The organism is Massilia sp. (assembly GCF_032106685.1).
In the GTDB taxonomy this organism is placed as follows: Bacteria; Pseudomonadota; Gammaproteobacteria; order Burkholderiales; family Burkholderiaceae_D; genus Telluria.
Genome location: NZ_DAMCPG010000001.1, coordinates 68,236 through 94,696 on the forward strand (window position 1 = coordinate 68,236; position 26,461 = coordinate 94,696).

At 67.4% G+C, this 26,461-nt stretch carries 21 protein-coding genes; 16 read left to right on the forward strand and 5 right to left on the reverse strand.

From position 1 onward, the window contains the following. Positions 1-68: 68 nt before the first annotated feature. On the reverse strand, positions 69-782 hold the full coding sequence (locus RT688_RS00310) for a serine protease (protein WP_313702861.1): 714 nt from the start codon (positions 780-782) through the stop codon (positions 69-71). 456 nt (positions 783-1,238) lie between these two features. Here RT688_RS00310 and RT688_RS00315 point away from each other — a divergent pair, with 456 nt between their 5' ends. The 16 genes from RT688_RS00315 (at position 1,239) to RT688_RS00390 (ending at position 21,103) form a co-directional block, all read left to right on the forward strand. Then, positions 1,239-2,750: an XrtA system polysaccharide chain length determinant gene (locus RT688_RS00315; protein ID WP_313702862.1), complete on the forward strand. Its 1,512-nt coding sequence runs from the start codon at positions 1,239-1,241 to the stop codon at positions 2,748-2,750. A gap of 17 nt (positions 2,751-2,767) precedes the next feature. Beyond that, positions 2,768-3,835, forward strand: coding sequence for an XrtA-associated tyrosine autokinase (locus tag RT688_RS00320; protein WP_313702863.1), 1,068 nt, complete (start codon positions 2,768-2,770; stop codon positions 3,833-3,835). After that, positions 3,816-5,390, forward strand: a complete 1,575-nt coding sequence (locus RT688_RS00325; RefSeq protein ID WP_313702864.1) for a TIGR03016 family PEP-CTERM system-associated outer membrane protein — start codon at positions 3,816-3,818, stop codon at positions 5,388-5,390. Before RT688_RS00320 ends, RT688_RS00325 begins: the two co-directional genes overlap by 20 nt. Before the next feature lie 15 nt (positions 5,391-5,405). Further along, on the forward strand, positions 5,406-6,440 hold the full coding sequence (locus RT688_RS00330) for an XrtA/PEP-CTERM system-associated ATPase (protein ID WP_313702865.1): 1,035 nt from the start codon (positions 5,406-5,408) through the stop codon (positions 6,438-6,440). After that, entirely contained in the window at positions 6,437-7,321 is an 885-nt protein-coding gene (locus RT688_RS00335) for an XrtA system polysaccharide deacetylase (protein ID WP_313702866.1), read from the forward strand. The genes RT688_RS00330 and RT688_RS00335 overlap by 4 nt, the downstream gene beginning before the upstream one ends. Next, a complete protein-coding gene (locus RT688_RS00340) occupies positions 7,318-8,565 on the forward strand; it encodes a TIGR03087 family PEP-CTERM/XrtA system glycosyltransferase (protein WP_313702867.1) in 1,248 nt (415 codons plus the stop codon). The genes RT688_RS00335 and RT688_RS00340 overlap by 4 nt, the downstream gene beginning before the upstream one ends. After that, a complete protein-coding gene (gene xrtA, locus RT688_RS00345; RefSeq protein WP_313702868.1) occupies positions 8,559-10,097 on the forward strand; it encodes an exosortase A in 1,539 nt (512 codons plus the stop codon). The genes RT688_RS00340 and xrtA overlap by 7 nt, the downstream gene beginning before the upstream one ends. 1 nt (position 10,098) lies before the next feature. Then, a complete protein-coding gene (locus RT688_RS00350) occupies positions 10,099-11,280 on the forward strand; it encodes a TIGR03088 family PEP-CTERM/XrtA system glycosyltransferase (RefSeq protein ID WP_313702869.1) in 1,182 nt (393 codons plus the stop codon). Next, positions 11,268-13,229, forward strand: coding sequence for an XrtA/PEP-CTERM system amidotransferase (locus RT688_RS00355; RefSeq protein ID WP_313702870.1), 1,962 nt, complete (start codon positions 11,268-11,270; stop codon positions 13,227-13,229). The genes RT688_RS00350 and RT688_RS00355 overlap by 13 nt, the downstream gene beginning before the upstream one ends. A gap of 11 nt (positions 13,230-13,240) precedes the next feature. After that, positions 13,241-14,458 carry a TIGR04063 family PEP-CTERM/XrtA system glycosyltransferase gene (locus RT688_RS00360; RefSeq protein WP_313702871.1) on the forward strand — a complete coding sequence of 406 codons (1,218 nt, stop codon included), beginning with the start codon at positions 13,241-13,243 and terminating at the stop codon, positions 14,456-14,458. Beyond that, complete coding sequence (locus RT688_RS00365) at positions 14,455-15,636, forward strand: glycosyltransferase family 4 protein (protein WP_313702872.1); 1,182 nt, start codon at positions 14,455-14,457, stop codon at positions 15,634-15,636. The genes RT688_RS00360 and RT688_RS00365 overlap by 4 nt, the downstream gene beginning before the upstream one ends. Positions 15,637-15,649: 13 nt before the next feature. Continuing rightward, positions 15,650-15,808 carry a hypothetical protein gene (locus RT688_RS00370; RefSeq protein WP_313702873.1) on the forward strand — a complete coding sequence of 53 codons (159 nt, stop codon included), beginning with the start codon at positions 15,650-15,652 and terminating at the stop codon, positions 15,806-15,808. Next, positions 15,801-17,231 carry a putative O-glycosylation ligase, exosortase A system-associated gene (locus tag RT688_RS00375; RefSeq protein WP_313702874.1) on the forward strand — a complete coding sequence of 477 codons (1,431 nt, stop codon included), beginning with the start codon at positions 15,801-15,803 and terminating at the stop codon, positions 17,229-17,231. Before RT688_RS00370 ends, RT688_RS00375 begins: the two co-directional genes overlap by 8 nt. Before the next feature lie 48 nt (positions 17,232-17,279). Beyond that, positions 17,280-18,239, forward strand: coding sequence for a polysaccharide deacetylase family protein (locus tag RT688_RS00380; protein WP_313702875.1), 960 nt, complete (start codon positions 17,280-17,282; stop codon positions 18,237-18,239). Between the two features lie 78 nt (positions 18,240-18,317). After that, positions 18,318-19,589 carry a glycosyltransferase gene (locus tag RT688_RS00385; protein ID WP_313702876.1) on the forward strand — a complete coding sequence of 424 codons (1,272 nt, stop codon included), beginning with the start codon at positions 18,318-18,320 and terminating at the stop codon, positions 19,587-19,589. Then, a complete protein-coding gene (locus RT688_RS00390; protein ID WP_313702877.1) occupies positions 19,586-21,103 on the forward strand; it encodes a lipopolysaccharide biosynthesis protein in 1,518 nt (505 codons plus the stop codon). The genes RT688_RS00385 and RT688_RS00390 overlap by 4 nt, the downstream gene beginning before the upstream one ends. 248 nt (positions 21,104-21,351) lie before the next feature. Here RT688_RS00390 and RT688_RS00395 read toward each other — a convergent pair whose 3' ends face one another. The 4 genes from RT688_RS00395 to RT688_RS00410 form a co-directional block, all read right to left on the reverse strand. Further along, positions 21,352-22,377: a polysaccharide deacetylase family protein gene (locus tag RT688_RS00395; RefSeq protein WP_313702878.1), complete on the reverse strand. Its 1,026-nt coding sequence runs from the start codon at positions 22,375-22,377 to the stop codon at positions 21,352-21,354. 1 nt (position 22,378) lies between these two features. Next, entirely contained in the window at positions 22,379-23,314 is a 936-nt protein-coding gene (locus RT688_RS00400) for a hypothetical protein (protein WP_313702879.1), read from the reverse strand. A gap of 286 nt (positions 23,315-23,600) precedes the next feature. Then, positions 23,601-24,836 carry a pyridoxal-dependent decarboxylase, exosortase A system-associated gene (locus tag RT688_RS00405; RefSeq protein WP_313702880.1) on the reverse strand — a complete coding sequence of 412 codons (1,236 nt, stop codon included), beginning with the start codon at positions 24,834-24,836 and terminating at the stop codon, positions 23,601-23,603. Further along, positions 24,833-26,428, reverse strand: coding sequence for an acyl-CoA ligase (AMP-forming), exosortase A system-associated (locus RT688_RS00410; RefSeq protein ID WP_313702881.1), 1,596 nt, complete (start codon positions 26,426-26,428; stop codon positions 24,833-24,835). Before RT688_RS00410 ends, RT688_RS00405 begins: the two co-directional genes overlap by 4 nt. Between the last annotated feature and the right edge of the window lie 33 nt (positions 26,429-26,461).

Genomic DNA, 26,461 nt, shown 5'->3' on the forward strand with positions numbered 1-26,461 from the left:
AACCGGCGTATTGTATCGTAATCATGCTCGAGGAAAAGGCGTGCACGATTGAAATACTTTTCTTTTTTTTACTTCTGTTGCAAGAGTTCCTGCACGTACTGCACCGGCACCGCATACGTGATGCCGCTGGGGTTGGTGATCGCCGTCTCCTTCAGCCCCTTGACGAACACCATATTAATAACAGCCAGCACCTTTCCAGTCTCGGGATCGTAGACCGGGCTGCCGCTGTTGCCCGAATAGGCCGTGCCATCGAGCTGGAAAATGCTGAACGGGGCACGGCGCAGCTGGGCAATGGCGCGGGCGTCAATCCGGCGCGAACTCATCGAGGGCATGACGATCGGGGTAATGGCCGACAGCATGGCGCGATGGGTCACGTGATTCAGGCCCAGCACCATGCCGAGCGGGAAGCCGGTGAAGGCCAGCGTTTGCCCTTCGGCGGCGGTGCGCGAGTCGCCCAGCGCCAGCGCCGGCAAGGCCGGGCCGCCCTCGAGGCGCAGGTGCGCCAGGTCGTGCTCGCGGTCGAGCGCCACCAGCTGGGCCGGGCGGAAACTGAATTCCTGGCCGCTGCCGACCACCACCCCGAGCTGCTCCATCTTTGCGCCGTCCAGCTGGTTCGGGACCACGTGAGCATTGGTCACGATGCTTAAACCATCGCCGACGGCGAAACCGGTGCCCGTAAACATCACCGCCGGACTGCGCGTCTTCAGGAAAGTGCCGACCCCGACCACGGAAGGCTTGACCGCAGCGATCGTACGCACCAGGCCGTCGGCTTGCGCCGGCATGCCCAGCATGCTGGCCAGGCTCAGCAGCGCAGCGCCGAACAGCCTGCGCCGCGCGCGCTGTGGCCGCCCAACGTTTGCTTTTTTATTATTTCGAATAGGAATCAATCGTGCAGACCCTTTTGTATTTTAAACATTACAATACATCAGCTTGATGTTGAGCAAAGCGACCCGTAAGACTTCTTCCCCGAACCTTCACGGTTGATCTAGTGCAACAGTTGCAGCCCGCCGAAGTTTGCTTGACGACAATAATACAGCGTCAAGCAGCCCGAATCCGGGTTTTTTATACGTTGCTGTTAAGAATTTGTGTTGTAAGCGGTGCCATTCGGCGCGTTTATTAGCTCAATTTTCCAGCACGCAATTGCAATTGCACAAACAACAAGCGATCATGCGGGTTCTTTGTTTTGATTGTTGTGCCTGGCGTTTCCTGCGCCGGGTGTTCATGGCGAGACTGACGAGATGGCAGAAATAACAGCCCTTATTCTGAATTTCCTTAAGGCCATCGGTAAATACCGTTGGCATGCAGTGATCATCACCTGGGTGGTGGCGCTGATCGGCTGGGCAGTCGTACTCCGGATGCCCAACCAGTACGAGACGACCGCCCGTGTCTACGTCGATACCCAAAGCATGCTCAAGCCCTTGCTGTCGGGCATGACCTCGCTGCCCAACCTGAACCAGCAGGTGATGTTCATGCGCCAGACCCTGATCAGCCGGCCGAACATCGAAAAGGTCATGCGCATGACCGACCTCGACGTCAAGGCCCGCACGGCCGACGAAAAGGAAAAGATGATCGACAACCTGATGTCGAAGATCACACTGGCCGGCACCGAGCGCGACGATATCTACACCATCAGCTACAAGGCCACCGATCCGAAGCTGGGCAAGGACGTGGTGCAGTCGCTGCTGAGCATCTTCATGGAAGGCAGCTACGGCGGCAAGAAGCAGGAGTCCGACAAGGCGGTGCAGTTCATCGACGACCAGATCCGCAGCTATGAAGAAAAGCTGGCCGCCGCCGAGAACACGCTGAAGGAATTCAAGATCAAGAACATGGGCCTGCTGCCGCGCGAAGGCGCCGATTTCGGCAGCAAGGTGGCGAACGCCAACGACGCCCTGAGCCAGGCCCGCCTCGAGCTGGCCGAGGCCGAGCAGGCGCGCAATGCGATCCGCCGCCGCATGACCGGTGGCGGCAAGGACGGTGCGGGTCCGGTCGATCCGGAACTGGCCGAGCGCATCGCCGCCACGCAGAAGAACCTCGACACCCTGCGCCTGCAGTACACCGAGCAGCACCCCGACATCATCGCCACCAAGCGCCTGCTCGACCAGCTGCAGGAGCGCAAGAAGGAAGAGGCGAAGAAAGGCGGCGTCAATCCGAACCTCGCCGCCAGCCCGATGATGCAGCAGCTGAACGTGTCGCTGTCGGACGCCGAGTCGCGCGTCGCTTCGCTGCGCGCCCGCGTCAACGAGTACCAGCAGCGCGTCAACACCCTGCGCACCCAGAGCACGACCGCGCCGGAAGTCGAAGCCCAGCTGGCCCAGCTCAACCGCGATTACCAGGTCAACCGCGAGAACTACCAGCGCCTGGTCGAGCGCCGCGAGCAGGCGCGCCTGTCGGGCGACCTGTCCTCGGCCACCGACATTTTGAGCTTCCGCGTGATCGAACCGCCGATGGCGCCGCTGGTACCGACCGGCCCGAACCGCCCGGTGCTGTTTACCGCCGCCTTCATCGTCGCGCTGCTGGCCGGCCTGGCCGGCGCCTTCCTGATGAGCCAGTTCCGTCCGACCTTCCTGAGCCAGGCGGCCCTGCGCGAAGTGACCGGCGTGCCGATCCTCGGCACCATCAACATGCACTGGACCGATGCCCAGAAGGTGCGCCGCAAGAAGCGCCTGTACGGCCTGGCCGCAACGGTGATGCTCTTGATCGGCGTGTATGGCGTCGGCGTGGCGACGATGGTTGCCCGTCCGGGCCTGTAAGAATACTAGGAGCGAATGTGAGCATTATCGAAAAAGCGGCAAGCCGCATTGACCACACCCGCAATACCGCGCCGGCCACGCCGGCTACCCCGGCCAACGCGCCGGCGAACATCCCGGCCGACATCGAGGCCGAGATCCTCGCCCTGAGCCCGCAGGCGGCGCCCCACGCCAGCCCGGCGCCGGCCCCGCAACCGGTGCCGCAGCCGGCGCCGATCGAGACCTTCGCGCCGACGCCGGCCGAAGCCGCTGCCGCAGCCCTCGCCTCCGGCAGCGCGTTCGCCGGCGCGCCGGCATCGGCCACGGCAACCGCGCAGGCGGCCCAGGCGCGCGCCACGCGCGGTGCGGCGCCGAAGCCGAACGCGCGCAAGGTCGACCTCGACCTGGCGCGGATGCGCGAAGCCGGCATGGTGACCGCCGCCAGCGGCCGCACCAGCCTGCTCGAGGATTTCCGCGTCATCAAGCGCCCGCTGCTCAAGCGCGCCTTCAACGAGGCCTCGGCCCCGGGCCGCCCGAACAACCTGATCATGGTCACCAGCTCGCTGCCGGGCGAAGGCAAGACCTACTGCGCGATCAACCTGGCGATGAGCATCGCCATGGAACTGGACCACACCGTGCTGCTGGTCGACGCCGACGTCGCCCGTCCCTCGGTGCTGCGCACGCTCGGCCTGCCGGCCCAGCGCGGCCTGATGGACATCCTGATCGACGACAAGCTCGATTTCGCCGACGTCATGCTGCGCACCAACGTCGACACCCTCAGCATCCTTCCGGCCGGCACCAGCACACCGCGCGCCACCGAGCTGCTGGCCAGTTCGACGATGAGCAACCTGGTCACCGAGATCGCGCACCGCTATCCGGACCGCGTCATCATCTTCGATTCGCCGCCGCTGCTGTTGACCAGCGAATCGCGGGTCCTGGCCGGCCACATGGGCCAGATCGTCGTGGTGGTGGAAGCCCAGACCACGACCCAGCACGCGGTCAAGGAATCCCTGCGCCAGCTGGAGGGCTGCAGCAACGTCAACCTCATCTACAACAAGGCCCGGGACATCCCCGGCATCGAAGAGACGTATGATTATCACTACGGCTAAGCGTTCGCGCCTGCCGCGCCCGCAGTATCCGGCACTGCTGCCGCTGGCGGCGGCACTGCTGGCGGCACTTCCCGCGCATGCGGAAGTGACCGTCACCCCTTCGTTCAGCCTGAGCGAAACCTATACCGACAACGTTAACCTGCGCGGCGACGCCACCAAGCGCTCGTCCTTCGTCACCGAAGCGGTGCCGGGCCTGGACGTGCTGGCGAAAAGCGCCCGCGTGGATTTCGCCGCCAAGGCGCGCCTGTACTACTTCGACTACAGCGAAGACAACGTGCCGGGCGTGCGCAGCAGCCAGCACCAGTACGACGCGAGCGGCCGCATCAACGTGGTCGACCAGCTGTTCTACGTCGAGGCCAGCGCCGAATCCAGCGCGCGCAGCATCACGGCCTTCGGCCCGCTGGTCGAGGACGCCAACGGCAACCGCTACAGCGACGAGAACCAGACCGACGTCAAGAGCTGGCGCATCAGCCCCTACCTGACGCACCGCTTCGGCAACTTCGCCAGCGGCATCCTGCGCTACACCCACGACAGCGTCGACACCGGCGTCAGCAGCACCTTCGGCGACAGCACCGCCGACGGCGTCTCGCTGGACGTGGTCAGCGGCCCGGGCTTTCGCAACGTCGGCTGGAACCTGCGCCTGGCGCGCCAGGACGTCGACAACGAGCGTTTCGGCGACACCTCGTCGCAGAACGCCCTGGCCGGCCTGAACTACCGCGTCGGCCCGACCCTGGCCCTGACCGCCACCGCCGGCTACGACAAGTACGACTACCAGGCGCTGGGCGGACGCACCTCGGGCGCGAGCTGGTCGGGCGGATTCGCCTGGACGCCTTCGCCGCGCACCAGCCTGCAGATGTCGGTCGGCCGCCACTACCTCGGCAATACCGGCTCGCTGGCGGCGCTGCACCGCAGCCGCCACAGCGTCTGGAAGCTGGGCTATTCGGACGCCGTCACCACCAGCCGCTCGCAGTTCACGCTGCCGGCCGCGATCGACACCGCCTCGATGCTCGACTCGCTGTTCAGCGCCAGCATTCCCGACCCGGTGCTGCGGCGCCAGGCGGTCGAAGGCTACATCCGCGCCGCCGGCCTGCCGCCGACGCTGGCCGACAGCATCAACTATCTCACCAACCGCTACATGCGCCAGAAGCTGCTGCAGGCATCGAGCGCCTTCAACTGGCGCCACAGCAGCGCCGTGCTGTCGGCCTACGCCAGCGAGCGCACCGCGCTGTCCTCGTCGGAAAGCGACAGCGGCCTGCTCGGCAGCCAGCTGCGCGCGCTGAACGACAGCGTGCGCCAGTACGGCGTGACCGCGGCCTACAACTATCGCCTGAGCGCCCGTTCGAGCGCGCTGGCGTCGCTGTCGGCGACGCGCGCGCGCTCGCTCGACACCGACCTGGAAAGCAAGCAGAACTCGCTGCGCCTGGGGCTGACGCACCGCTTCGGCCGCTCGGTACGCGGCAGCGTCGAACTGCGCCGCATCGTCGGCGACAGCGACGTCACGCGCCGCGACTACACCGAGAACGCCGTCGCCGCCACCCTGACGGTGCAGCTCTAAACACGGAGTGACACGATGTACGAAAGCTATTACGGACTCTCGGCCAAGCCCTTCCAGCTGCGCCCCGATCCCCACTTTTTCTTCGGCAGCAAGGGCCACAAGCGGGCCATGGCCTACCTGGAATACGGCCTGTCGCAGGGTGAGGGCTTCATCGTCATCACCGGCGAAGTCGGTGCCGGCAAGACCACGCTGGTGCGCAACCTGTTCAACAAGCTGCCGGCCGACCAGATCGTCGCCGCCCACATCGTCAACACCCACCTCGATCCGGACGACACCCTGCGCATGGTGGTGTCGGCCTTTGGCCTGCCGTACGAAGGCGCCAGCAAGACCGACCTCCTGACCCGCCTCGAGCAGTTCCTGCGCGCCGTCGACCGCCAGGGCAAGCGCGCCCTGCTCGTCATCGACGAAGCCCAGAACCTGAAGGCCCAGACGGTCGAGGAACTGCGCATGCTGTCGAACTTCCAGACCGACGACAAGTCGCTGCTGCAGACCTTCCTGCTCGGCCAGCCGGAGTTCCGCGCCACCCTGCACAGCCCGACCATGCAGCAGCTGCGCCAGCGCGTGATCGCCAGCTACCACCTGGGCCCGATGGACGCCGACGAGACCCGCGCCTACATCGAGCACCGCCTGCACACGGTCGGCTGGAACGGCGACCCGGCCTTCGACGACGGCGCCCACGCGGCGATCTTCGCCCATACCGGCGGCATCCCGCGCAAGACCAACACCCTGCTCGACCGCGTGCTGCTGATGGGCTACCTGGAAGAACTGCACGAGTTCAACGAAGAGCACATCAAGACCGTCATCAGCGACATCAGCGAAGAGTTCCAGCTGCCGACCGCGGTCGGCACGCCAGCCGCCGGCGCCCTGGGAAGCAGCATGGGCGACGATGAGCTCGGCCACCTGCCCGAGCGCCGCGACAGCGCCGAGATGCTGGACGAACGCATGATGCGCCTCGAAAAATCGATCGTCTCGGTACTGTCGATCCTGAAGAAAATCGTCGCCACCCCGCAAGGGGCGCAGGCGACCCAACACGTGGATACCCAGGAATGAGAATGCAAGCTCCCGCAGCCCGGCCACAGCGCCAGCCGGGCGAGCGCATCCGCAACGCGATGACCTGCGACGTCGAGGATTACTTCCAGGTCTCGGCCTTTGCCCCCTACATCAGCCGCGACAGCTGGCCGAACCGCGAATGCCGCGTCGAAGCCAACATCGAGCGCATCCTGGCGCTGTTCGAGCGTCATGACGTGAAAGGCACTTTCTTCACCCTGGGCTGGATCGCCGAGCGCTACCCGGCGATGGTGCGCCGCATCGTCGCCGCCGGCCACGAACTGGCCAGCCACGGCTACGGCCACCTGCGCGCCTCGGACCAGAGCCGCGCCGAGTTCGACAACGACATCCGCTCGGCGAAAGCGATCCTCGAGGACATCGGCGGCCAGGAAGTGATCGGCTACCGCGCGCCAAGCTTCTCGATCGGCCACGGCAACCTGTGGGCGCTGGAAGCGCTGACCGAAGCCGGCTACCGCTACAGCTCGAGCATCTACCCGATCCGCCACGACCACTACGGCATGCCGGACGCGCCGCGCTTCGCCTTCTACCCGAACGGCCCGGACGGCCTGCTGGAAGTGCCGATCACCACCGTCGAACTGAAAGGCAGGAAGCTGCCGGCCGGCGGCGGCGGCTACTTCCGCCTGCTGCCCTACGCGCTGTCGCGCTGGATGGTCAAGCGCGTCAACGAGATGGACAACGAGCCGGCGCTGTTCTACTTCCACCCCTGGGAAGTCGATCCCGGCCAGCCGCGTCCGGAGGGACTCGGCGCCAAGGCGCGCTTCCGCCACTACATCAACATCGACCGCATGGAAAGGCGCATCGCCGCCCTGGCCCGCGATTTCGCGTGGGACCGCATGGATCGCATTTTCCTGGAACGCCCATGAATTCGATCATCGAGGGCGTGCTGCAAAAGAAGGCGGCAGCGGTCGCCGAGGCAGCCAAGCCGGACCTGCTGCTGCTGGTGCACCGCATCCCCTACCCGCCGAACAAGGGCGACAAGATCCGCTCGTACCACCTGCTGAAGCACCTGGCCGGCAAGTACCGCGTGCACCTGGCGACTTTCGTGGACGACGAGGACGACTGGCAGTACGTGCCGACCGTCGAGACGCTGTGCGCCAGCAGCCATTTCGTGCGCCTGAACCCGGCCCAGGGCAAGATCCGCAGCGCCCAGGCGCTGGCCACCGGCAAGTCGCTCTCGCTGGGCTACTACCGCGACGCCGGCATGAAGGCCTGGGTCGCGAAGACCATGCGCGAGCACGGCATCGCCCGCATCATGATGTTCTCCTCGGTGATGGCGCAGTACGCCGAAGACTATCCGGCGGCGCGCCGCGTGATCGACTTCTGCGACGTCGACTCCGATAAATGGCGCCAGTACGCCGAAAAGAAGAAGTGGCCGATGAGCTGGGTCTACCGCCACGAGGCGCGCCACCTGCTCGACTACGAACGCCGCGTGGCCGACCAGTTCGACGCCTCGCTGTTCGTGTCCGATCCCGAGGCCGAGCTGTTCCGCACCCTGGCGCCGGAAAGCCGCGCCAAGATCGGCTTCTTCAACAACGGCGTCGACACCGATTACTTCAGCCCGGAGCGCGCCTACGACAATCCTTTCGAGGAAGGCGAGCAGGCGCTGGTGTTCACCGGCGCCATGGACTACTGGCCGAACGTCGACGCCGTCAAGTGGTTCGCCGCCAACGTGCTGCCGCGCGTGCTGGAAGCGGTGCCGCAGGCGCGCTTCTACATCGTCGGCGCCCGCCCGTCGCCGGAAGTGCAGGCGCTGGCCGGCGACGCGATCGTCGTCACCGGCACCGTGCCCGACGTGCGGCCCTACCTCGCGCACTGCAAGGCCGCGGTGGCGCCGCTGCGCATCGCGCGCGGCATCCAGAACAAGGTGCTCGAAGCGATGGCGATGGCCCGGCCGGTGGTCGCGTCGCCCCAGGCCTTCGAGGGCATCGAGGCGGTCGAAGGCCGCGAGCTGCTGGTGGCCGATGCGCCCGAGGACTATGCCGACAGCGTGATCGGCCTGCTGCGCGCGCCCCACCCGGCCATGGGCCGCGCCGCGCGCGCCAGCGTCGAGCGCCGCTACAGCTGGCCGGCGCACCTGTCCACCATCGAGACGAGGTTCGAATGCTGATGAACGATACCCAGGCGCTGTCCGGCGCCGCGCACGGGCGCATGTCGGTGCCGACCGTGGCCATCCTCGTCGCGGCCCTGCTGGCGCCGCTGCTCCTGTACTGGAGCACCGCCGCCTCGATCGTCTCGGTGTGGAACAGCTCCGAAACCTTCGCCCACGGCTACGCGATCGCACCGATCAGCCTGTGGCTGATCTGGCGCCGGCGCGAGGTGTTCCAGCAGATCCCGGTCGCGCCCTGGTGGCCGGCCCTGGCGCTGCTGGCCCTGTGCGGCGCCGGCTGGCTGGTCGCGCGCGCCGGCGAAGTCGGGGTCGTGATGCAGTACGCTTTCGTGGCGATGTTCCCGGTCATGGCGCTGACCCTGCTGGGCCGCCGGCTGGCCGGCGCATTGACCTTCCCGCTGCTGTTCCTGCTGTTCGCCGTGCCCTTCGGCGAAGTCTTCGTCCAGCCCCTGATCAACTTCACCGCCGACTTCACGGTCGCCGCGGTGCGCGCGACCGGCATCCCGGTGCTGCGCAACGGCACCATGTTCGAACTGCCGACCGGGAACTGGTCGGTGGTCGAAGCCTGCAGCGGCGTGCGCTACCTGATTTCCTCGATCACCCTGGGCTGCCTGTACGCCTACCTGAGCTACCGCTCGAACTGGCGCCGCGCCCTGTTCATCGGCCTGTCGATCGTGGTGCCGATCATCGCCAACGGCCTGCGCGCCTACATGATCGTGATGATCGGCCACACCAGCGACATGGCGCTGGCCACCGGCGTCGACCACCTGATCTACGGCTGGCTGTTCTTCGGCCTGGTCATGTTCATCATGTTCTGGATCGGCAGCTACTGGAGGGAAGACGATCCCGCCGCGGCGCCCGCCAGCGCCGGCAAGACCACGAGCGCGCCGGCGCCGGCGCGCCCGGTGCTGGGCGCCGCCATCGCCGCCGTGCTGGTGTGCGCCATGTGGCCGGCGCTGGCGGTCATCAGCGACAAGGCCGCCCACAACCCGGCGCCGGTGGCGCTCGACGGCGCACGCCTGGCCTCGACATCGACCGGCATGCCGACCTGGAGCCCGGACTACCTGGCCCCGGACGCCACCCTGAAGGGCGCCTACACGGCAGCCGGCGCGCCGGTCGGCCTGAACGTGCTGTACTACCGCAACCAGGGCCCGGACAAGCGCCTGATCAGCTCCGTGAACCGCGTCGACAACCGCAAGGAAGGCTTCCAGCACGTGGCGTCGAGCAAGCGCGTCGAAACCATCGGCGGGCGCGAGCTGGCGCTGCGCGAAACCCGCGTGCGCGGCCCGCAGGGCAACTACCTGGTCTGGCACTGGAACTGGGTCGACGGCCGCTTCACCGCCAACGACTACATCGGCAAGCTGTGGCAGGCCCAGGCCAAGCTGATGATGCACGGCGACGACGGCGCGGCCCTGATGGTGGCCACCCCGGTCGGCGAACATCCGGAATCGGCGCGCGCCGCATTGCGCGCCTTCCTCGGCGCCAACCTGGCGCCGCTGGAAGCAACGCTCGAGGCGGCACGGGGTAAGTAAGATGGCGGTAACGAACAACCGGCCGGCGGATATTCCGCTGGTCGTGCACCTGATCTACCGGCTCGACTTCGGCGGGCTGGAAACGCTGCTGGTCGACTGCATCAACCACATGCCGCCCGAGCGCTACCGCCACGCGGTCGTCTGCCTGACCGGCTACACGGCCTTCGCCGACAAGATCACGCGTCCCGGCGTCGAGCTGTTTGCACTGGACAAGCAGCCGGGCCTGGGCCTGGGCATCCACATCAAACTGTTCAAGCTGCTGCGCCAGCTGCGCCCGGCCGTGCTGCACACCTATAACTTCGCCTGCGCCGAATACGCTGCGCCGGCCTGGCTGGCCGGCGTGCCGGTGCGCGTGCACGCCGAGCACGGGCGCGACGCCAGCGACCCGCAGGGCCTGAACCCCAAGCACAACTTCCTGCGCCGCGCCCTGGTCCCCTTCATCGACCGCTACGTGCCGGTCTCGCACGACCTGCATCGCTGGCTGACGAACGTGGTCCGAATTCCGGCGGCGAAGTCGGAACTGATCATGAACGGGGTCGACACGGTGCGCTTCGCCCCGAACCTGCCGGCGGCGGCAACGCCGTGGGCAGGTGAGGATGTTTTTGTCATCGGCACCGTCGGCCGCCTGCAGGACGTGAAGGACCAGGCCAGCCTGATCGAGGCCTTTGCCCTGCTGCGCGCGCGCGGCGCCAACGCCCGTGCGCGCCTGGCCGTCGTCGGCGACGGTCCGCTGCGCGACAAGCTGACGCAGAAGGCGCGCGCGCTCGGCGTGCAGGACCTGGTCTGGTTCCCCGGCGCGCGCAACGACATTCCGGAACTGATGCGCGCTTTCGACGTGTTCGCCCTGTCCTCGATCGCCGAGGGCACGCCGGTCACCCTGCTGGAAGCCATGGCCTGCGGCCTGCCGGTGGTGGCGACGAAAGTCGGCGGCATCCCGGAAGTGGTGCAGGACGGCGTCAACGGCGCCCTGGTCCCGGCCAGCAATCCACCAGCCCTGGCCGCTGCGCTGGAAGCGTACGTCCAGGACCCTGCCCGCGTTGCCGCCCATGGAGCCGCGGCGCGCGCAAACATCGAACACCATTACAGCGTTGCCGCGATGGTCGGCGCCTACACGGCGCTGTACGACCGCCTGAGCAACACCAAGACAACTCCCAGAGGAATTACTGAACCATGTGCGGAATAGTTGGCATGTTTGACCCGCGCGGCACGCGCGCATTCGACCGCGGCGTCCTCGAACGGATGAACCAGACCCAGTTCCATCGCGGTCCGGTCGAGGGCGACGTCTACCTGGAACCAGGCGTGGGCTTCGGCCACCGCCGCCTGTCGATCATCGACCTGGCCGCCGGCCAGCAGCCGCTGTTCAACGAAGACCACACGGTCGTCATCGTATTCAACGGCGAGATCTACAACTTCCGCGAACTGACCAAAGAGCTGACGGCGCTGGGCCATACCTTCCGCACCCACTCGGACACCGAGACCATCGTGCACGCCTGGGAACAGTGGGGAGAAGACTGCGTCAAGCACCTGCGCGGCATGTTCGCCTTCGCGATCTGGGACCGCAACAAGAAGGTCTTCTTCGTGGCGCGCGACCACATCGGCATCAAGCCGCTGCACTATGCGTTTCTGCCGGACGGCACCTTCGTCTTCGGTTCGGAACTGAAGGCCCTGCTGTCCTTCCCGGAACTGCCGCGCGTGATCGAACCGCGCGCCGTCGAGGAGTACTTCGCCTACGGCTACGTGCCCGAGCCGCGCACCATCTTCAAGGACGCCTTCAAGCTGGAACCCGGCTATTCGCTGACCCTGAAGGTCGGCGCGAACGCGGCCAGCGCGAAACCGCGCCGCTGGTGGGACGTGCCGTTCACGCCGCACGGCGCCATGAGCGAACAGCAGATGGAAGAAGAACTCATCGTGCGCCTGCGCGAATCGGTCGAGAGCCAGATGGAAGCCGAAGTGCCGCTGGGCGCCTTCCTGTCCGGCGGCGTCGACTCGAGCGCGATCGTGGCGATGATGGCCGGCCTGTCGAAAGAACCCGTCAACACCTGCTCGATCGCCTTCAACGACCCGGCCTTCGACGAATCGACCTATGCGCGCCAGGTGGCCGAGCAGTACAAGACGAATCACCGGTGCGAGACCGTCGACAAGGACGACTACGGCCTGGTCGACCTGCTGGCCGGCCTGTACGACGAACCGTATGCCGACAGCTCGGCGATCCCGACCTACCGCGTCTGCGAGCTGGCGAGGAAGCGCGTGACCGTGGCGCTGTCGGGCGACGGCGGCGACGAGAATTTTGCCGGCTACCGCCGCTACCGCATGGCGATGGGCGAGCAGCAGGTGCGCTCGATGCTGCCGCTGGCGCTGCGCAAACCCGTGTTCGGCTTCCTCGGCAAGGCTTATCCGAAGGCCGACTGGGCGCCGCGCATCTTCCGCGCGAAGACGACCTTCGAGGCGCTGGCGCGCGACCTGGTCGACGGCTACTTCCACGGCGTCTCGATCCTGGTAGACCGCGTGCGCGACCAGCTTTTCTCGGAGTCGTTCCGCAGCCAGCTGCAGGGTTACCGCGCGGTCGAGGTGATGCGCGGCCACGCCGCCAACGCGCCGACCGACGATCCGCTCTCGATCACGCAATACGTCGACATGAAGACCTACCTGCCGGGCGACATTCTGACCAAGGTCGACCGCGCCAGCATGGCGCACGCGCTGGAAGTGCGCGTGCCGCTGCTGGACCACAAGTTCATCGAATGGGTCTCGGGCCTGCCGTCGTCGAGCAAGCTGCGCAACGGCGAGGGCAAGCACATCTTCAAGAAGGCATTGGAACCCTACCTGTCGCAGGACATCCTGTACCGCAAGAAGATGGGCTTCTCGATCCCGCTCGCCTCCTGGCTGCGCGGCCCGCTGCGCGAAGCGATGAAGGCGGCGGTGCTGAACCCGATGCTGCTCGATACCGGCATCTTCAACCGCCACTACCTGCAGCGGATGGTCGACGAGCACCTGGCCGGCACCAAGGACCACAGCACAGCGCTGTGGGCCGTGCTGATGTTCGAAGCCTTTCTGCGCAAGAACGGCGCCACCGGCGCCACCAGTATCCACAGTACCACCAGTGCGGCCAGCTCCCTGATCGCCAGCGCAGCATAACGGAGTATCACATGCGTGTCCTTCACGTCCTCGACCATTCGATTCCGCTGCACAGCGGCTATACCTTCCGCACCGCCTCGATCCTGCGCGAGCAGCGCGCGCTGGGTTGGGAAACCTTCCACGTCACCGGCGCCAAGCACCAGGGCGGCAACGACCTGCTCGAGGAAACCGCCGACGGCCTGCACTTCTACCGCACCCCGAAATCGACCGGCGCGCTGGCGAAGATGCCGGTGCTGAACCAGCTGGAGGTGATCCGCGGCCTGGAAAAACGCTTAAGCGAGATCATCCCGGCCATCAAGCCCGACGTCCTGCACGCCCATTCCCCCTGCCTGAACGCGATCGCCGCCCTGCGCGCCGGCCGCAAGTTCGGCATCCCGGTGGTGTACGAGGTGCGCGCCTTCTGGGAAGACGCCGCGGTCGACCACGGCACCAGCACCGAGAACGGCCTGCGCTACAAACTCACGCGCGGCCTGGAAACCTACGCCCTGAAACGCGCCGATGCGGTGACGACCATCTGCGAAGGCCTGCGCGGCGACATCGTCGCGCGCGGCATTCCGGCCTCGAAGGTCACGGTGATCCCGAACGCGGTCGACATCGACAAGTTCGCCGTCGGCGGCCAGGCCGACCTGGACCTCAAGCGCAAGCTGGGCCTGGAACAGAACCGCCTGATCGGCTTCATCGGCTCGTTCTATGCCTACGAAGGCCTGGACGTGCTGCTGCGCGCGGTGCCGGCGCTGTCGCAGCGCCACCCCGACCTGCGCGTGCTGCTGGTTGGCGGCGGTCCGCAGGACGCCAACCTGCGCCAGCTGGCGCAGGAGCTCGGCATCGCCGACAAGGTGGTGTTCACCGGCCGCGTGCCGCACGACCAGGTGCAGAAGTACTACGACCTGCTCGACGTGCTGGTCTACCCGCGCTTGTCGATGCGCCTGACCGACCTGGTCACCCCTTTGAAACCGCTGGAAGCGATGGCGCAAGGGCGCATCCTGGCCGCGTCGAGCGTGGGCGGCCACCGCGAGCTGATCGTCGACGGCAAGACCGGCGTGCTGTTCGCGCCGGACGACCCGGCCTCGCTGGCGGCCAAGGTCGGCGACCTGCTCGATGCGCAGATGCTGTGGCCGGCGCTGCGTTCGGCCGGGCGCGCCTACGTCGAAACCGAGCGCAACTGGCCGGTGAGCGTGTCGCGCTACAAGAACATCTATGGCCAGGTGACCGGATTGAAGGCTGCATGAAGATCCTGACCTTCAGTACCCTGTTCCCGAACAGCGAAAAACCCGGCCACGGCATCTTTGTCGAGACGCGCCTGCGCCACCTGGTCGCCAGCGGCCGGGTGCAATCGCGCGTGGTGGCGCCGATTCCCTGGTTCCCCTCGACCAATCCGCGCTTCGGCAACTACGCGCGCTTCGCGAAAGCGCCGCGCCACGAAGTGCGCCACGGGATCGAGGTGGCGCACCCGCGCTACCCGGTGCTGCCGAAAGTCGGCATGAGCATCGCCCCCTTCCTGCTGGCGCAGGCGGTAAAGCCTGCGATCGGCCGCCTGATCGACGAAGGTTTCGACTTCGACCTGATCGACGCCCATTATTTCTACCCCGACGGCGTGGCCGCGGCCATGCTGGCGCGCTACTTCAACAAGCCGCTGGTGATCACCGCGCGCGGCTCCGACATCACCCTGTTCCCGGGCTATGCGCTGCCGCGCCGCCAGATCCTGTGGGCGGCGCGCCGCGCCGACGCCGTCATCACGGTCTGCAACGCCCTGCGCGACGAAGTGGTGGCGATGGGGATCGATGCCGACCGCGTGGTCTCGCTGCGCAACGGCGTCGACCTGCAGCTGTTCCGCCCCACCGAGCGCACAGCCAACCCGATGTTCACGCTGCTGGCGGTGGGCCACCTGGTGCCGGTCAAGGCCCAGGACCTGATCATCGGCGCGCTGCCGCTGCTGCCCGACGTGCGCCTGGTGCTGGCCGGCGACGGCCCGGACCGCGCCAAGCTGGAGAACCTGGCGCGCGAGCTGCAGGTGCTGGACCGCGTGAGCTTCCTGGGCGCGGTGCCGCAGGCGCAGCTGCGCGCGCACTACGGCGCCGCCGACGCGCTGGTGCTGTCGTCGAGCCGCGAGGGCTGGGCCAACGTGCTGCTCGAAGCCATGGCCTGCGGCACGCCGGTGGTCGCCAGCCGCGTCTACGGCACGCCGGAAGTGGTGGCCGCGCCGGAAGCGGGCGTCCTGATGCGCGAGCGCAGCTACCAGGGCGTGGCCGACGCCGTCACACTTCTCCGCGCCAACTACCCCGACCGCGCGGCGACGCGCCGCTACGCCGAACGCTTCAGCTGGGACGACACGACCGCAGGCCAGATCCGCCTGTTCGACGAGGTCCTGGCGCGCCGCGCCGGCAACCTGGTGCTGGCCCGAACCTGACAAGGACTGAACGATGGAATCTCTTCTGTGGGCAATCGACCTGTGCGCCGTGGTCTACCTCTGCCTGTGGGCCTTGAAGACCGACAAGCGTAAAACGAAGGAAGCCGAGCAGGCCGCCGCCCTGGCGCGCCAGCAGGCAGTCCAGGCACGACAGGAGAGCGGCCATGCGTGACCTCTTCCTGCTGTCGCTGCTGCCGATCATGCTGTACGCGATGGCGCAGCGCCCCTTCATCGCGGTCGGCATGTGGGTCTGGACCGCGCTGTTCTTCCCCAACGGCTGGGTCTACGGCATCGCCTCGAGCATCCGCTACAACCTGCTGTTCACGGCGGTGGCGATCCTCGGCTACCTGGCCTGGAAACACAAGCCCAAGGTCCACCTGGGCATGATCGGCAGCTTCGTGCTGCTGTTCTTCCTGTGGACCACCATCAGCACCTTCACCAGCCTATCGCCGCGCGAGGTGTCGATGGAATACTGGATCCGCTTCTTCAAGGTGGTGATGCTGTTCGTGTTCGTGGCGCTGACCATCAAGGACAAGCTGCACGTCGACTTCGTGCTGTGGTGCCTGGTGCTGTCGGTCGGCTTCTATGCCGACCTCGAGGCCCTGAAATTCCTCGCCAGCGGCGGCGGCCACAACATCGCGGGCATGAACGGCCACGTGCTGGGCGACCGCAACGAACTGTCGCTGGCCTTCGTGATGACGCTGCCGGTCTGCTACTACCTGCTGAACGAATACGGCAAGCAGTCGAAGATCCTGCACCTGGGCCTGCTCGGCACCATGGCGCTGCTGGTGATCGGCGTGATCGGCACCCAGTCGCGCGGCGGCTTCCTGGCGCTGGCGGCGCTCGGCGCCTACATGTACGTCAAGAGCGAACGCAAGGTGCTGCTGACCTTCCTGATCGTCGCCCTCGTGATCGGCCTGACGCCCTTCATCAGCCAGGACTACACGAACCGCATCGACACCATCCAGGCCGCCGACCAGGATGCCTCGTTCATGGGACGCGTGGTGGCCTGGAAGCTGTCGTTCATCATGGCGATGCAGCATCCGTTCTTCGGCGGCGGTTTCAAGTCGCTCGAATACTTCCCGGTGTGGAAGGAGCTGTCGCGCGAGTTCTTCTCGTACCCCTGGTTCTACACCGGCAACGCCATGCCGAACACCACGGTCGGCCGCGCGGCGCACAGCATCTATTTCCAGGTGCTGGGCGAACAGGGCTTCGGCGGACTGATTCTGTACCTCGGCTGCCTGGTCAGCACCTTCTTCAAGGCCGGCAGCGTCGCGCGCCGCGCCAAGCGCGCCGGGGCGCCGGAATGGCTGCGCACGCTCGCCACCATGCTCCAGCTCAGCGTGTTCGCCTTCGCCCTCGGCGGCGCCGCGCTCAGCTTCGCGTACGTCGACCTGATCTTCTGCCTGTTCGGGCTGGTGCTGGTGGTCGAGAAGCGCCTGCTGCCGGCGACGCTGGCGCAAATGAAGGCCGCTGTGCCTGGCGCATCCGCGCCAGGAACAGCTTCGCCTGGTGTTACCCTCCCCGGCGTCGGCTCACCACGCCCGGTGCTCGTCAAGACTCCCCTCTCCGCACGATTGAACCCCGGCGAATAGCCGCGCAGGGGTTAATATAACGACAATATTGCGGAATCTTCACTACTGATGAACGAACACATCATTCGATCGACCGGCAACGCCATCGCCCGCCTCACGCGCGGCAATGGCCGCGTCGCGATCGTCAATTACCACCGCGTGCTGGCGGCGCCGAGTCCCTTCCTGCGTTCCGAGCCGGACATCGGTATCTTCACCTGGCAGATGGAACTGCTGGCGCGCTGCTTCAACGTGCTGTCGCTGCGCGAGGCGCTGGCGGCGATCGACAGCGGCCGCGTGCCGCCGCGCGCGGTCTGCATCACCTTCGACGACGGCTACCGCTCGGTGCACGACCTGGCGCTGCCCGTCCTGCGCCGCCTGGGCCTGCCGGCCACGGTGTTCGTCAGCAGCGGCTACGTCGACGGCCGCAACATGTGGAACGACCGCATCGTCGAAGCGGTCGAGACCCTGCCGGCGGAAGAGCTCGACCTGGCCGAATTCGGCCTGGGCGTGTATTCGCTGCGCACCATCCCCGAACGCACGGCCACCCTGGGCAGCCTGACCGAGGCCTCGAAATACCTGCCGCCGCAGGAACGCAGCCGCCTGGTCGGGCGCCTGCAGACCCTGGTCGGCGAGCGCAGCTCGGAAGGCCTGATGCTGACCCCCGAGATGGTCGTCAACCTCGACCGCAACGGCATCGAGATCGGCGCGCACACGGTGACGCACCCGATCCTCACCAGCCTCGACGACGCCAGCGCGATGCAGGAAATCCGCGACAGCAAGCGCGAGCTCGAAGCCATCGTCGGCAAGCCCGTGACTCTGTTCGCCTACCCGAACGGCAAGGTCGGCAAGGACTTCGATCAGCGCCACGTGGCGATGGTGCGCGAGGCCGGGTTCCAGGCCGGGTTCACCACGGCGGTGGGCGCGATCACACGCCACCACGACCGCTACCAGCTGGCGCGCAGCCGGCCGTGGGACGAGACGCCGATGCGCTTCGCGCTGCGCCTGCTGCAGTGGCTGGCGCGCGGTTAAAGGAACAGAACGACATGCATCCGGCCCGCGCCGGATCCCGCAGTAACCAGGCTTCGGCAGCAAGCCGAAGGAAACACCATGAACAAACGCGCATTACTCATCGCATTCCATTTCCCGCCGCAGGCGGGAAGCAGCGGCATCCAGCGCACGCTGAGCTTTTCGAAACTCCTCGGCCGCCACGGCTGGGAGCCGATGGTGCTGTCGGCCCATCCGCGCGCCTACGGCGTGCAGAATCCCTCGCAACTGGCCGCGATCTCGCCCGACCTGGTGGTGCGGCGCCCGTTCGCGCTCGACACCAAGCGCCACCTCGGCTTCAAGGGCCGCTACGTGGAGGCGCTGGCCATGCCCGACCGCTACGTCTCCTGGTGGTTCGGCGCCACGCCCACCGGCCTGTCGATGATCCGGCGCTACAAGCCGCAGGTACTGTGGTCGACCTTCCCGGTCGCCACCGCGCACCTGATCGCGCTCGGCCTGCACCGCCTGACTGGCCTGCCGTGGATCGCCGACTTCCGCGACCCGATGCTGCAGCCCTCGCACCCGACGTCGAAGCGCCTGCGCGCCATCTACGGCTGGATCGAACGCCAGACCATCACGCGCTGCCGCTTCGCGGTATTCACCACGCATAGCGCGCTGCGTTCCTACCGCGAACGCTTTCCCGAGATCGACCCGGCCAAGTTCCTGGTGATCGAGAACGGCTACGACGAAGAGGAATTCGGGCGCCTGATCGAAGCGGCAACGGCAAACGCTCCGGCACCGTCGGCAGCTTCGGTTTCTTCCGCGGGCAAGCGCACGACACTGCTGCACAGCGGCGTGCTGTACGACGCCGGGCGCAACCCGGAATCCTTCCTGGCGGCGCTGGCCGCCCTCAAAAGCGCCGGCAAGATCGACGCCGCCTCGCTGCGCGTGGTGCTGCGCGCGCCGGGCAACATCCCGGCCACGCAGGCCAAGGTCGATCGCCACAAGGTCGGCGATATCGTCGAGGTGCTGCCGCCGGTGCCCTACCGCGACGCCCTGGGCGAGATGCTGGCCGCCGACGGCCTGCTGCTGTTCCAGGGCACGCCCTTCAACAGCCAGATCCCGGCCAAGGTTTACGAGTACTTCCGCACCCGCAAACCCATCCTCGGCCTGGTCGACCCGCAAGGCGAAACCGCGCAGGTGCTGCGCAACGCCGGCTTCACGCTGAGCGCCCAGGTCGACAACCCCGCCGAGATCGGCGCGGCGCTGGAGCGCTTCCTGCCCGGCCTGCGCGACGGCAGCGCCTACGTCGCCAGCGACGAGGTGATCGCGGGCGCTTCGCGCACGCACAAGGCGGCCCAGCTGGCGCGCCTGTTCGACGAGGCCGCACGATGAGCCTGAAACCGGTGTCCGAGATCGACGCCAAGATCGCCAAGGGCGCGGTCTGGATGATCGCCTTCAAGTTCCTCGACCGCGGCATCGGCCTGATCAGCACCCTGATCCTGGCGCGCATGCTGGTGCCGGAGGACTTCGGCCTGGTCGCGATGTCGATGATCCTGATCGCCGCCATGCAGCTGCTGGTGTCGTTCGGCTTCGACGTCCAGCTGATCCAGAACCCGAAGGCCGGGCCCGACCACTTCAATACGGCCTGGACCTTCAACGTGATCTTCGCCACCGTCTGCGGCATCTGCCTGGCGGCGCTGGCGGTGCCGGCGGTGCACTACTACGACGAGCCGCGCCTGGAGCCCATCCTGTACGTGCTGGCGCTGGGTTTCGCGATCCAGGGCTTCTCGAACATCGGCACCGTCAAGTTCCAGCGCGAGATGCGCTTCGACAAGGAGTTCCGCTTCCTGCTGAGTAAACGCCTGGCGACGCTGGTGGTGACGATCCCGCTCGCCTTCATCATGCGCAACTACTGGGCGCTGGTGCTGGGCCAGCTGGCCGGCACCATCCTGTCGGTGATCCAGTCGTATGTGGTGTCGACCTACCGTCCGCGCCTGTCGCTGGCGGCGCGCGCCGAAATGTTCAGCGCCTCGAAGTGGCTGGTGGTGAACAACGTGATCCAGTTCGTCAACAACCGCGCGGCCCAGTTCATCATCGCCCACCACACCGACCCCGCTTCGCTCGGCGTGCATTCGATCTCGACCGAGATCGCGACCATGCCGACCACCGAGCTGGTGGCGCCGATCAACCGCGCCGCCTTCCCCGGCTACGCCAAGGCTGCGCACGACCTCGACCTGCTGCGCGACAGCTTCCTGAAGGTGATCTCGTCGATCGCCCTGTTCTCGATCCCGGCCGGGATCGGCATCTTCGCGGTGGCCGACCTGCTGGTGCCGGCGGCGCTGGGCTGGAAGTGGCTGGCGGCGATCCCGCTGATCCAGATCCTGGCCGTGCACGGCGTGATCAAGGCGGTGCAGACCAACATCACCTACGTCTACCTGGCGCTGAACCGGCCGCGCCTGATCACCATCGTGTGGGCGGTGCAGGCGGTGATCATGGTCGCGCTCCTGATCCCGGCGGTGGAGCATTACGGCGTGATCGGCGCCTCCTGGACCTACCTGATCACCGGCATCGTGATGATCCCGGTGAACCAGAGCATGGTCGCGCGCTGCCTGGACCTGGGCTGGACCACGTTCTGCCGCCAGCTGGTGCGTCCGCTGCTGGCCGCGCTGGCGATGGCCGGCGTGGTGCTGGCGGTGAAGAGCCAGCTGGCGCTGCGCCATGGCGTGACCCTCGACTACGTGCTGGCGCTGGTGCTGTGCGTGGCGGTCGGCGGGCTGACCTATGCGACCACCCTGTACCTGCTGTGGCGCCTGGCGAAAATGCCGCACGGACTGGAACGCTACGGCTTCGGGCGCGTCGAAACCGTGCTCGGCAAGGCGGGCATCCATATCAAGCTGGTGGGGTAAGGCGCGCGCCATCGACAGCAACGTAGGGTGGGCACCCGTGCCCACGCGTTACGCACGTCGCTGGCAGTCACAGGCGACGATATGCCGCCCGCAAAGCATGCGATGGACACGAACCGGGGCAAGCTTTACGTTAGCGGGCGAACGTTCCAGCCAGCGCAGAAAGGATGCGCACGTAAGGCGCCGGCACTTCGTGCCTACCCTACGAAAAACGCGCCCTCGGCGCGTTTTCTTCTTCAACCCTGCGGGCGTCAGCGCCCGGTCAGCTTGCGCAGCAGTTCCAGCACTCCGCTCATCTCCGCCTCGAACTCGATCATCGAGACGTCGCCGCCGTCGAGGAAGCGCGGCAGCAGGTAGCGGGTGTCGCCGTCGTTCAAACGCACCAGGCCCGGCAGGCAGGTGGTCGCGGTCGATACGCCCGCGGCGCGCATCACCTCGGGCGCCTGGGCGTCGAAGGCGCCGCTCGGGTAGCAGTAATGGGTCGGGCGCGGCAGGCCGGCCTCGACGATCTTCTCGCGGCATTTCTCGATGTTCGCGCGGTTGCGCTCGGGCTCGCCCGGCACGTATTCGTGCAGGTGGCCGTGCAGCTCGATCGCGCAGCCCTTGGCGCTGGCCGCCCGCAGTTCCTCGCGCGTCATGTAGCTGAAGCGGCGCGAGGCCAGGTCGAGCTGGGCCGCCGGCACGCCCAGCGCCGCGGCGAAGCGTTCCAGGCTCGGGGCCACGTCCTGCGGCGCCTGCGCCAGCAGCCAGGCCTCGGCCGCCGCGCACAGGCGGTGGCGCTGCTCGCGCTCGGCCAGGCGCCAGGTCCCGTCCATGCCTTCTCCGAAGCCTGCCAGCGCCGCCTCGACCGGGCCCGCCTTCCACAGGATGTAGCGCACGCTCACCGGAACGATGGGCGCGCCGGCCTCGTAGGCCTCGGTGTGCAGGTAGAGCACCGGACGGTGGCCATACTCTGCCATGATCGGCAGCAGGTCGTGCCAGGACGAGTACCAGCCGTCGTCGAGCGTGATCGCGACCGGAATCCCGCCCTTGGGCGCGGCGCCGGGCGCGGCCACCTCGTCGAGCGTGGCCGGCACGAAGCCGGTGCGGCGCAGCCAGTCGAGGCGCTCGCGCAGCTGCTCGCGGGTGCAGAACAGTTTCGGGTTGTAGCGGCGTTCGTCGCCCAGGTTGCCGCCGTGGTAGCACAGGATGCGCGGGTGGCGGCGCGTGGCGGCGCGCACCAGGGCGAAGACGCCGGCGAACTTGGCGGCGCGCAGTACGGCTTGTTTGATCGTCATGTCAGTCGTTCTTGTCCTTGCTGTGCCGGTGCGCCCAGTCGATCTGCGCGCGCTTCGGCCACACCAGCGCCCAGGACGCCGGGCGGTACTGGCCGGCGGCGTGCAGCGCACGCCGCTTTTCCGAGGTGGCGGTGGCGTTCCTGACGGCCTGCTCGTCGTGCGCGACGAACAGCGCGCGCGCGCCGCCCTCTTCCGGCACCGTGCGCAGGTAGGCAAGATGCGGGCTGATGATCTCGACCACCGGGTCGTAGAACCAGCTGCCGGCAATCATGCCCAGCGCGTCCGGGTGCAAGTCGTAGAGGTCGACGCAGCAGCGGTAGCACTCGTTGCGGCCTTCCTCGTTGAATTCGTCCTGGTACAGGCGGTTCACGTGGATCGCGAAATACGGCTTGAAGCCGCCGGCGCGCGCGAACAGCAGGGCGCGTCCGGGCAGTTGCAGCAGGCCGCCCTGCCACAGGATCGAGCGGCCCATGCCCGCGCGCGGATCGATCACGCTCGAGGCGCCCGCATACAGGCGCAGCGTGGCCAGGCCGAACTCCTTGAGGAACACGTCGCCGTCCAGCCGGCAGTAAGGCAGGAAGGCTTCGTCGTGGTTGGCGATGCGCGCGAACTGGCGCAGCTGGTGTGCAAGCACGCGCGGCGGCAGGCGTCCCAGCAGCTCGCCGTCGAGCGAGGCGCGTACGCCCATCAGCACGGCGGCCAGCAGGAAGCAGGCGCCGGCCTGCTCGCCGCGCTCCTCCAGCACCTGGTCGTACAGGACGCGCGCGCCCGGCGGTATGGCCTTGAAGCTGCCGTAGGGCGGCGGGTCGGCGAACTGCGAGAGGAAGGCGCGCACGCGCTCGTCCGCGTCGGGCAGATGGACCGCGCACAGCGCGAGGGCGCGCTGCAACTGGTCGGACAAACGGGATTCGAAGCTGGAAGTCTGTTGCGCTAGCATGGTCTTGGTCCTGGGTGGCCGCAGCCGGTCCGTTCCGGGAGTGCGCAAAGCGTGCGCCTATAGCCGCCGCAGGTGGACACAGCGGACTACCGACTGTGTTTATTTTCCTGCAACAATTAATTTATCGCAAATCTTACAGGAGCGGCCACACGATTGCACCCATGTGGCATGCGCGGCACAGCTTGGAGCCCGTAAAAAAACCTTCAGAGCAAGGCGCGGCGACGAAGACAGTACGCCTGTACGGCGAGGAGCTGCAACGCAGCCATGGAGGTTTTGTTAGGCGCTCTCATACCAGCACTTCGGGCGCGTCCGGGTGGCTGAGGAAACCTTGCGGACTGGCCGAGCGGCCGTAGGCGCCCGATTGGAACACGACCACCAGGTCGCCCACCTGCGCCTGCGGCAGCTCCATGCGGTCGGCCAGCAGGTCGAGCGGGGTGCACAGCGGGCCGACCACGGAGGCGGTTTCCAGCGCACCGCCGGCGCTCATCCGGTTGCCGATCGCGACCGGGTAGTTCTTGCGGATCACCTGGCCGAAGTTGCCGGACGCGGCCAGGTGGTGGTGCAGGCCGCCGTCGGTGACGAGAAAGACCTGGCCGCGCGAGACCTTGCGGTCGATGACGCGCGCCACGTAGACGCCCGCTTCGCCGACCAGGTAGCGTCCCAGCTCGATCGACAGCTGGGCATCGGGCAGGCTCGCCTTCACGCGCGGCAGCGCAGCCTCGAGCGCGGCGCCGATCGGCGCCAGGTCGAGCGCCGCCTCGCCCGGGAAATACGGAATGCCGAAGCCGCCGCCGATGTTCAGGATGCGCATCGGATCGCGCGCGTCCTGCGCCAGGCGCTCGGCCAGCAGCAGGGTCTGGGCCTGGGCCTCGACGATGGCCTCGGCCTTCAGGCTTTGCGAGCCGCTGAAGATGTGGAAACCAAGCACGATCAAGCCGAGTTCGCAGGCCAGCGCCAGCATGCGCGGCGCTTCCTCGGCGTCGATGCCGAACTGCTTGGCCCCGCCGCCCATGCGCATGCCGGACCCCTTCAGCTCGAAGTCCGGATTGATGCGCAGGACCAGCAGCGGCGCAATGCCCTGTTCCCCGCCGATGCGCGCCAGCGCGCGGATCTCGCGCTCGGACTCGGCGTGCACGACGGCGCCGGCGGCGACCGCGCGCGTGAGTTCCGCGTCCGATTTGCCGGGGCCGGCAAAGCTGATGCGGCCGGGTTCCATGCCGGTGTCGAGCGCCACCTTCAGTTCGCCGCTCGACGCCACGTCGATGCCGTCGACCAGCCCCGCCATGTGCTGCACCAGCGCCGGCATCGGATTGGCCTTCATCGAGAAGTGCAATTCCACCGCCCGCGGCAGGTGGGCGCGCACATGGGCGACGCGCTCGCTCAGGAGACGCCGGTCGTAGGCATAGAAGGGCGTGCTGCCGACGCGCTGGGCCAGGCGCGGCAAGGGAATGCCGCCGACCTGCAGGCAGTCGTCGACGACCGGGAACAGGGTCTGGGCAGCGTGGACGGGCTTGGCGTTCATTGTGTATTTCCGGAGATCGTGTCGAACATCGTCAGGTAATCGAGGCGCAGGGTCTTGCGGTCGATCTTGCCGTTCGGGTTGCGCGGGAAGGGTTCGCGGCTCAGCGCCACATGGGCCGGCACCATCCAGGCCGGCAGGCGGCGCTGGCATTCCTTCAGCAAGGTGGCGCTCGCGAGCGCGCCGTCCTTCGGCAGCGCCAGCAGCACGATGGCCTGGCCCAGCTGCGGATGCGGCACGCCGAAAGCGACCGCCTCGGCCACCAGGCCGGTGGCGTAGACCGCCTCCTCGACCTCGGTCGGGCTGACGCGGTAGCCCGACACCTTGATCATGTCGTCGCTGCGGCCGATGAAGTACAAGTAGCCCTCCTCATCCATGCGCACGGTGTCGCCGGACCAGACCGCCATCTCGACCAGCGGCAGGGCCGGGTCCTGGCCGGGCGCCGGCTTGAAACGCTCGGCGGTTTTGGCGGGGTCGTTCCAGTAGCCGAGCGAGACCAGCGCGCCGCGGTGCACCAGCTCACCCGGTTCGTCCGGTGCGCAAGGCGTGCCGTCCGGGCGCACCACCATCACCTGGGCATTCGGGATCGCGCGGCCCATCGAATCCGGGCGGCGCTCGAGTTCCGCCGGCGGCAGGTAAGTCGAACGGAAGGCCTCGGTCAGGCCGTACATCAGGAACAGCTCGGCCCGCGGCAGGGCCGCGCGCAGGCTGGCCACCGTCGTCTTCGGCATGGCGCCGCCGGAATTGGTCAGGTAGCGCAGCGTGCAGTCCCGCGGCCACGGCAGGGTGCACAGCTGGAACCACAGCGGCGGCACCGCGGCCAGGCCGGTGATGCGCTCCTCGACCACGGCCTTCAGCACGTCTTTCGCGAACAGGTGGTTCAGCAGCACGGCGGTCGCGCCGGGCAGGAAGGCGCAGGTCAATTGGCTGAGGCCATAGTCGAAGCTGAGCGGCAGCACCGACAGGATGCGGTCGGCGGGCGTGATGTGCAAATAGCTGGTCACGCTGCGGGCGCCGGCCACCATGTTCCGGTGCGACAGCACCACGCCTTTCGGCTTGCCGGTGCTGCCCGAGGTGTAGAGGATGGCGGCCATGTCGGCATCGATCGCGCGGCGCGCGGCCAGCACGGCGGCATCCGGCGCCGCCTGCGCCGCGTTCCAGGCGCGCACGGCATATGCCGACTGCGGCTGCGGCGCGGCGGCGCCGGTGACGAACACGGTTTTCAGATCCGGACAGGCCGCCAGCGCCTCCTGGAGTTGGGCCAGGCGCTCGGGCGAGGTCACCAGGATGCGCACGTTGCAGTCGGCCAGGATGTGGGCGACCTGCTCCGCCTTCAGTTGCGGATTCACCGGCACGAAGACGGCGCCGGCCAGGGCGGCGCCGAACATCGCGGCCACGTTCTCGACGCGCTTTTCCAGGAACACGGCGACGCGCTCGCGCGGCTGCACGCCGGCTCCGAGCAAGGCGCCGGCCGCGCCTTCGACAGCAGCGGCCAGCGCGGCATAGTCGAGCCGCACCGGGCCGTGGACGAGCGCCTCGGCGCCAGGCGTGCGGCGCGCGGAATCGAACAGGAAATCGTGGATCAGGTCAGCCATGGCAAAAGGGGTTCGTGGGATAGCGCCGCTGGT

What these genes read in the sequence shown, in the direction of transcription:
- RT688_RS00400 (WP_313702879.1), bottom strand. Translation starts at nt 23,314, where the DNA reads ATGCTAGCGCAACAGACTTCCAGCTTCGAATCCCGTTTGTCCGACCAG.
- RT688_RS00390 (WP_313702877.1), top strand. Translation starts at nt 19,586, where the DNA reads ATGAGCCTGAAACCGGTGTCCGAGATCGACGCCAAGATCGCCAAGGGC.
- RT688_RS00370 (WP_313702873.1), top strand. Translation starts at nt 15,650, where the DNA reads ATGGAATCTCTTCTGTGGGCAATCGACCTGTGCGCCGTGGTCTACCTC.
- RT688_RS00360 (WP_313702871.1), top strand. Translation starts at nt 13,241, where the DNA reads ATGCGTGTCCTTCACGTCCTCGACCATTCGATTCCGCTGCACAGCGGC.
- xrtA (WP_313702868.1), top strand. Translation starts at nt 8,559, where the DNA reads ATGCTGATGAACGATACCCAGGCGCTGTCCGGCGCCGCGCACGGGCGC.
- RT688_RS00365 (WP_313702872.1), top strand. Translation starts at nt 14,455, where the DNA reads ATGAAGATCCTGACCTTCAGTACCCTGTTCCCGAACAGCGAAAAACCC.
- RT688_RS00340 (WP_313702867.1), top strand. Translation starts at nt 7,318, where the DNA reads ATGAATTCGATCATCGAGGGCGTGCTGCAAAAGAAGGCGGCAGCGGTC.
- RT688_RS00335 (WP_313702866.1), top strand. Translation starts at nt 6,437, where the DNA reads ATGAGAATGCAAGCTCCCGCAGCCCGGCCACAGCGCCAGCCGGGCGAG.
- RT688_RS00375 (WP_313702874.1), top strand. Translation starts at nt 15,801, where the DNA reads ATGCGTGACCTCTTCCTGCTGTCGCTGCTGCCGATCATGCTGTACGCG.
- RT688_RS00330 (WP_313702865.1), top strand. Translation starts at nt 5,406, where the DNA reads ATGTACGAAAGCTATTACGGACTCTCGGCCAAGCCCTTCCAGCTGCGC.
- RT688_RS00315 (WP_313702862.1), top strand. Translation starts at nt 1,239, where the DNA reads ATGGCAGAAATAACAGCCCTTATTCTGAATTTCCTTAAGGCCATCGGT.
- RT688_RS00405 (WP_313702880.1), bottom strand. Translation starts at nt 24,836, where the DNA reads ATGAACGCCAAGCCCGTCCACGCTGCCCAGACCCTGTTCCCGGTCGTC.
- RT688_RS00355 (WP_313702870.1), top strand. Translation starts at nt 11,268, where the DNA reads ATGTGCGGAATAGTTGGCATGTTTGACCCGCGCGGCACGCGCGCATTC.
- RT688_RS00325 (WP_313702864.1), top strand. Translation starts at nt 3,816, where the DNA reads ATGATTATCACTACGGCTAAGCGTTCGCGCCTGCCGCGCCCGCAGTAT.
- RT688_RS00410 (WP_313702881.1), bottom strand. Translation starts at nt 26,428, where the DNA reads ATGGCTGACCTGATCCACGATTTCCTGTTCGATTCCGCGCGCCGCACG.
- RT688_RS00385 (WP_313702876.1), top strand. Translation starts at nt 18,318, where the DNA reads ATGAACAAACGCGCATTACTCATCGCATTCCATTTCCCGCCGCAGGCG.
- RT688_RS00395 (WP_313702878.1), bottom strand. Translation starts at nt 22,377, where the DNA reads ATGACGATCAAACAAGCCGTACTGCGCGCCGCCAAGTTCGCCGGCGTC.
- RT688_RS00380 (WP_313702875.1), top strand. Translation starts at nt 17,280, where the DNA reads ATGAACGAACACATCATTCGATCGACCGGCAACGCCATCGCCCGCCTC.
- RT688_RS00310 (WP_313702861.1), bottom strand. Translation starts at nt 782, where the DNA reads ATGCCGGCGCAAGCCGACGGCCTGGTGCGTACGATCGCTGCGGTCAAG.
- RT688_RS00350 (WP_313702869.1), top strand. Translation starts at nt 10,099, where the DNA reads ATGGCGGTAACGAACAACCGGCCGGCGGATATTCCGCTGGTCGTGCAC.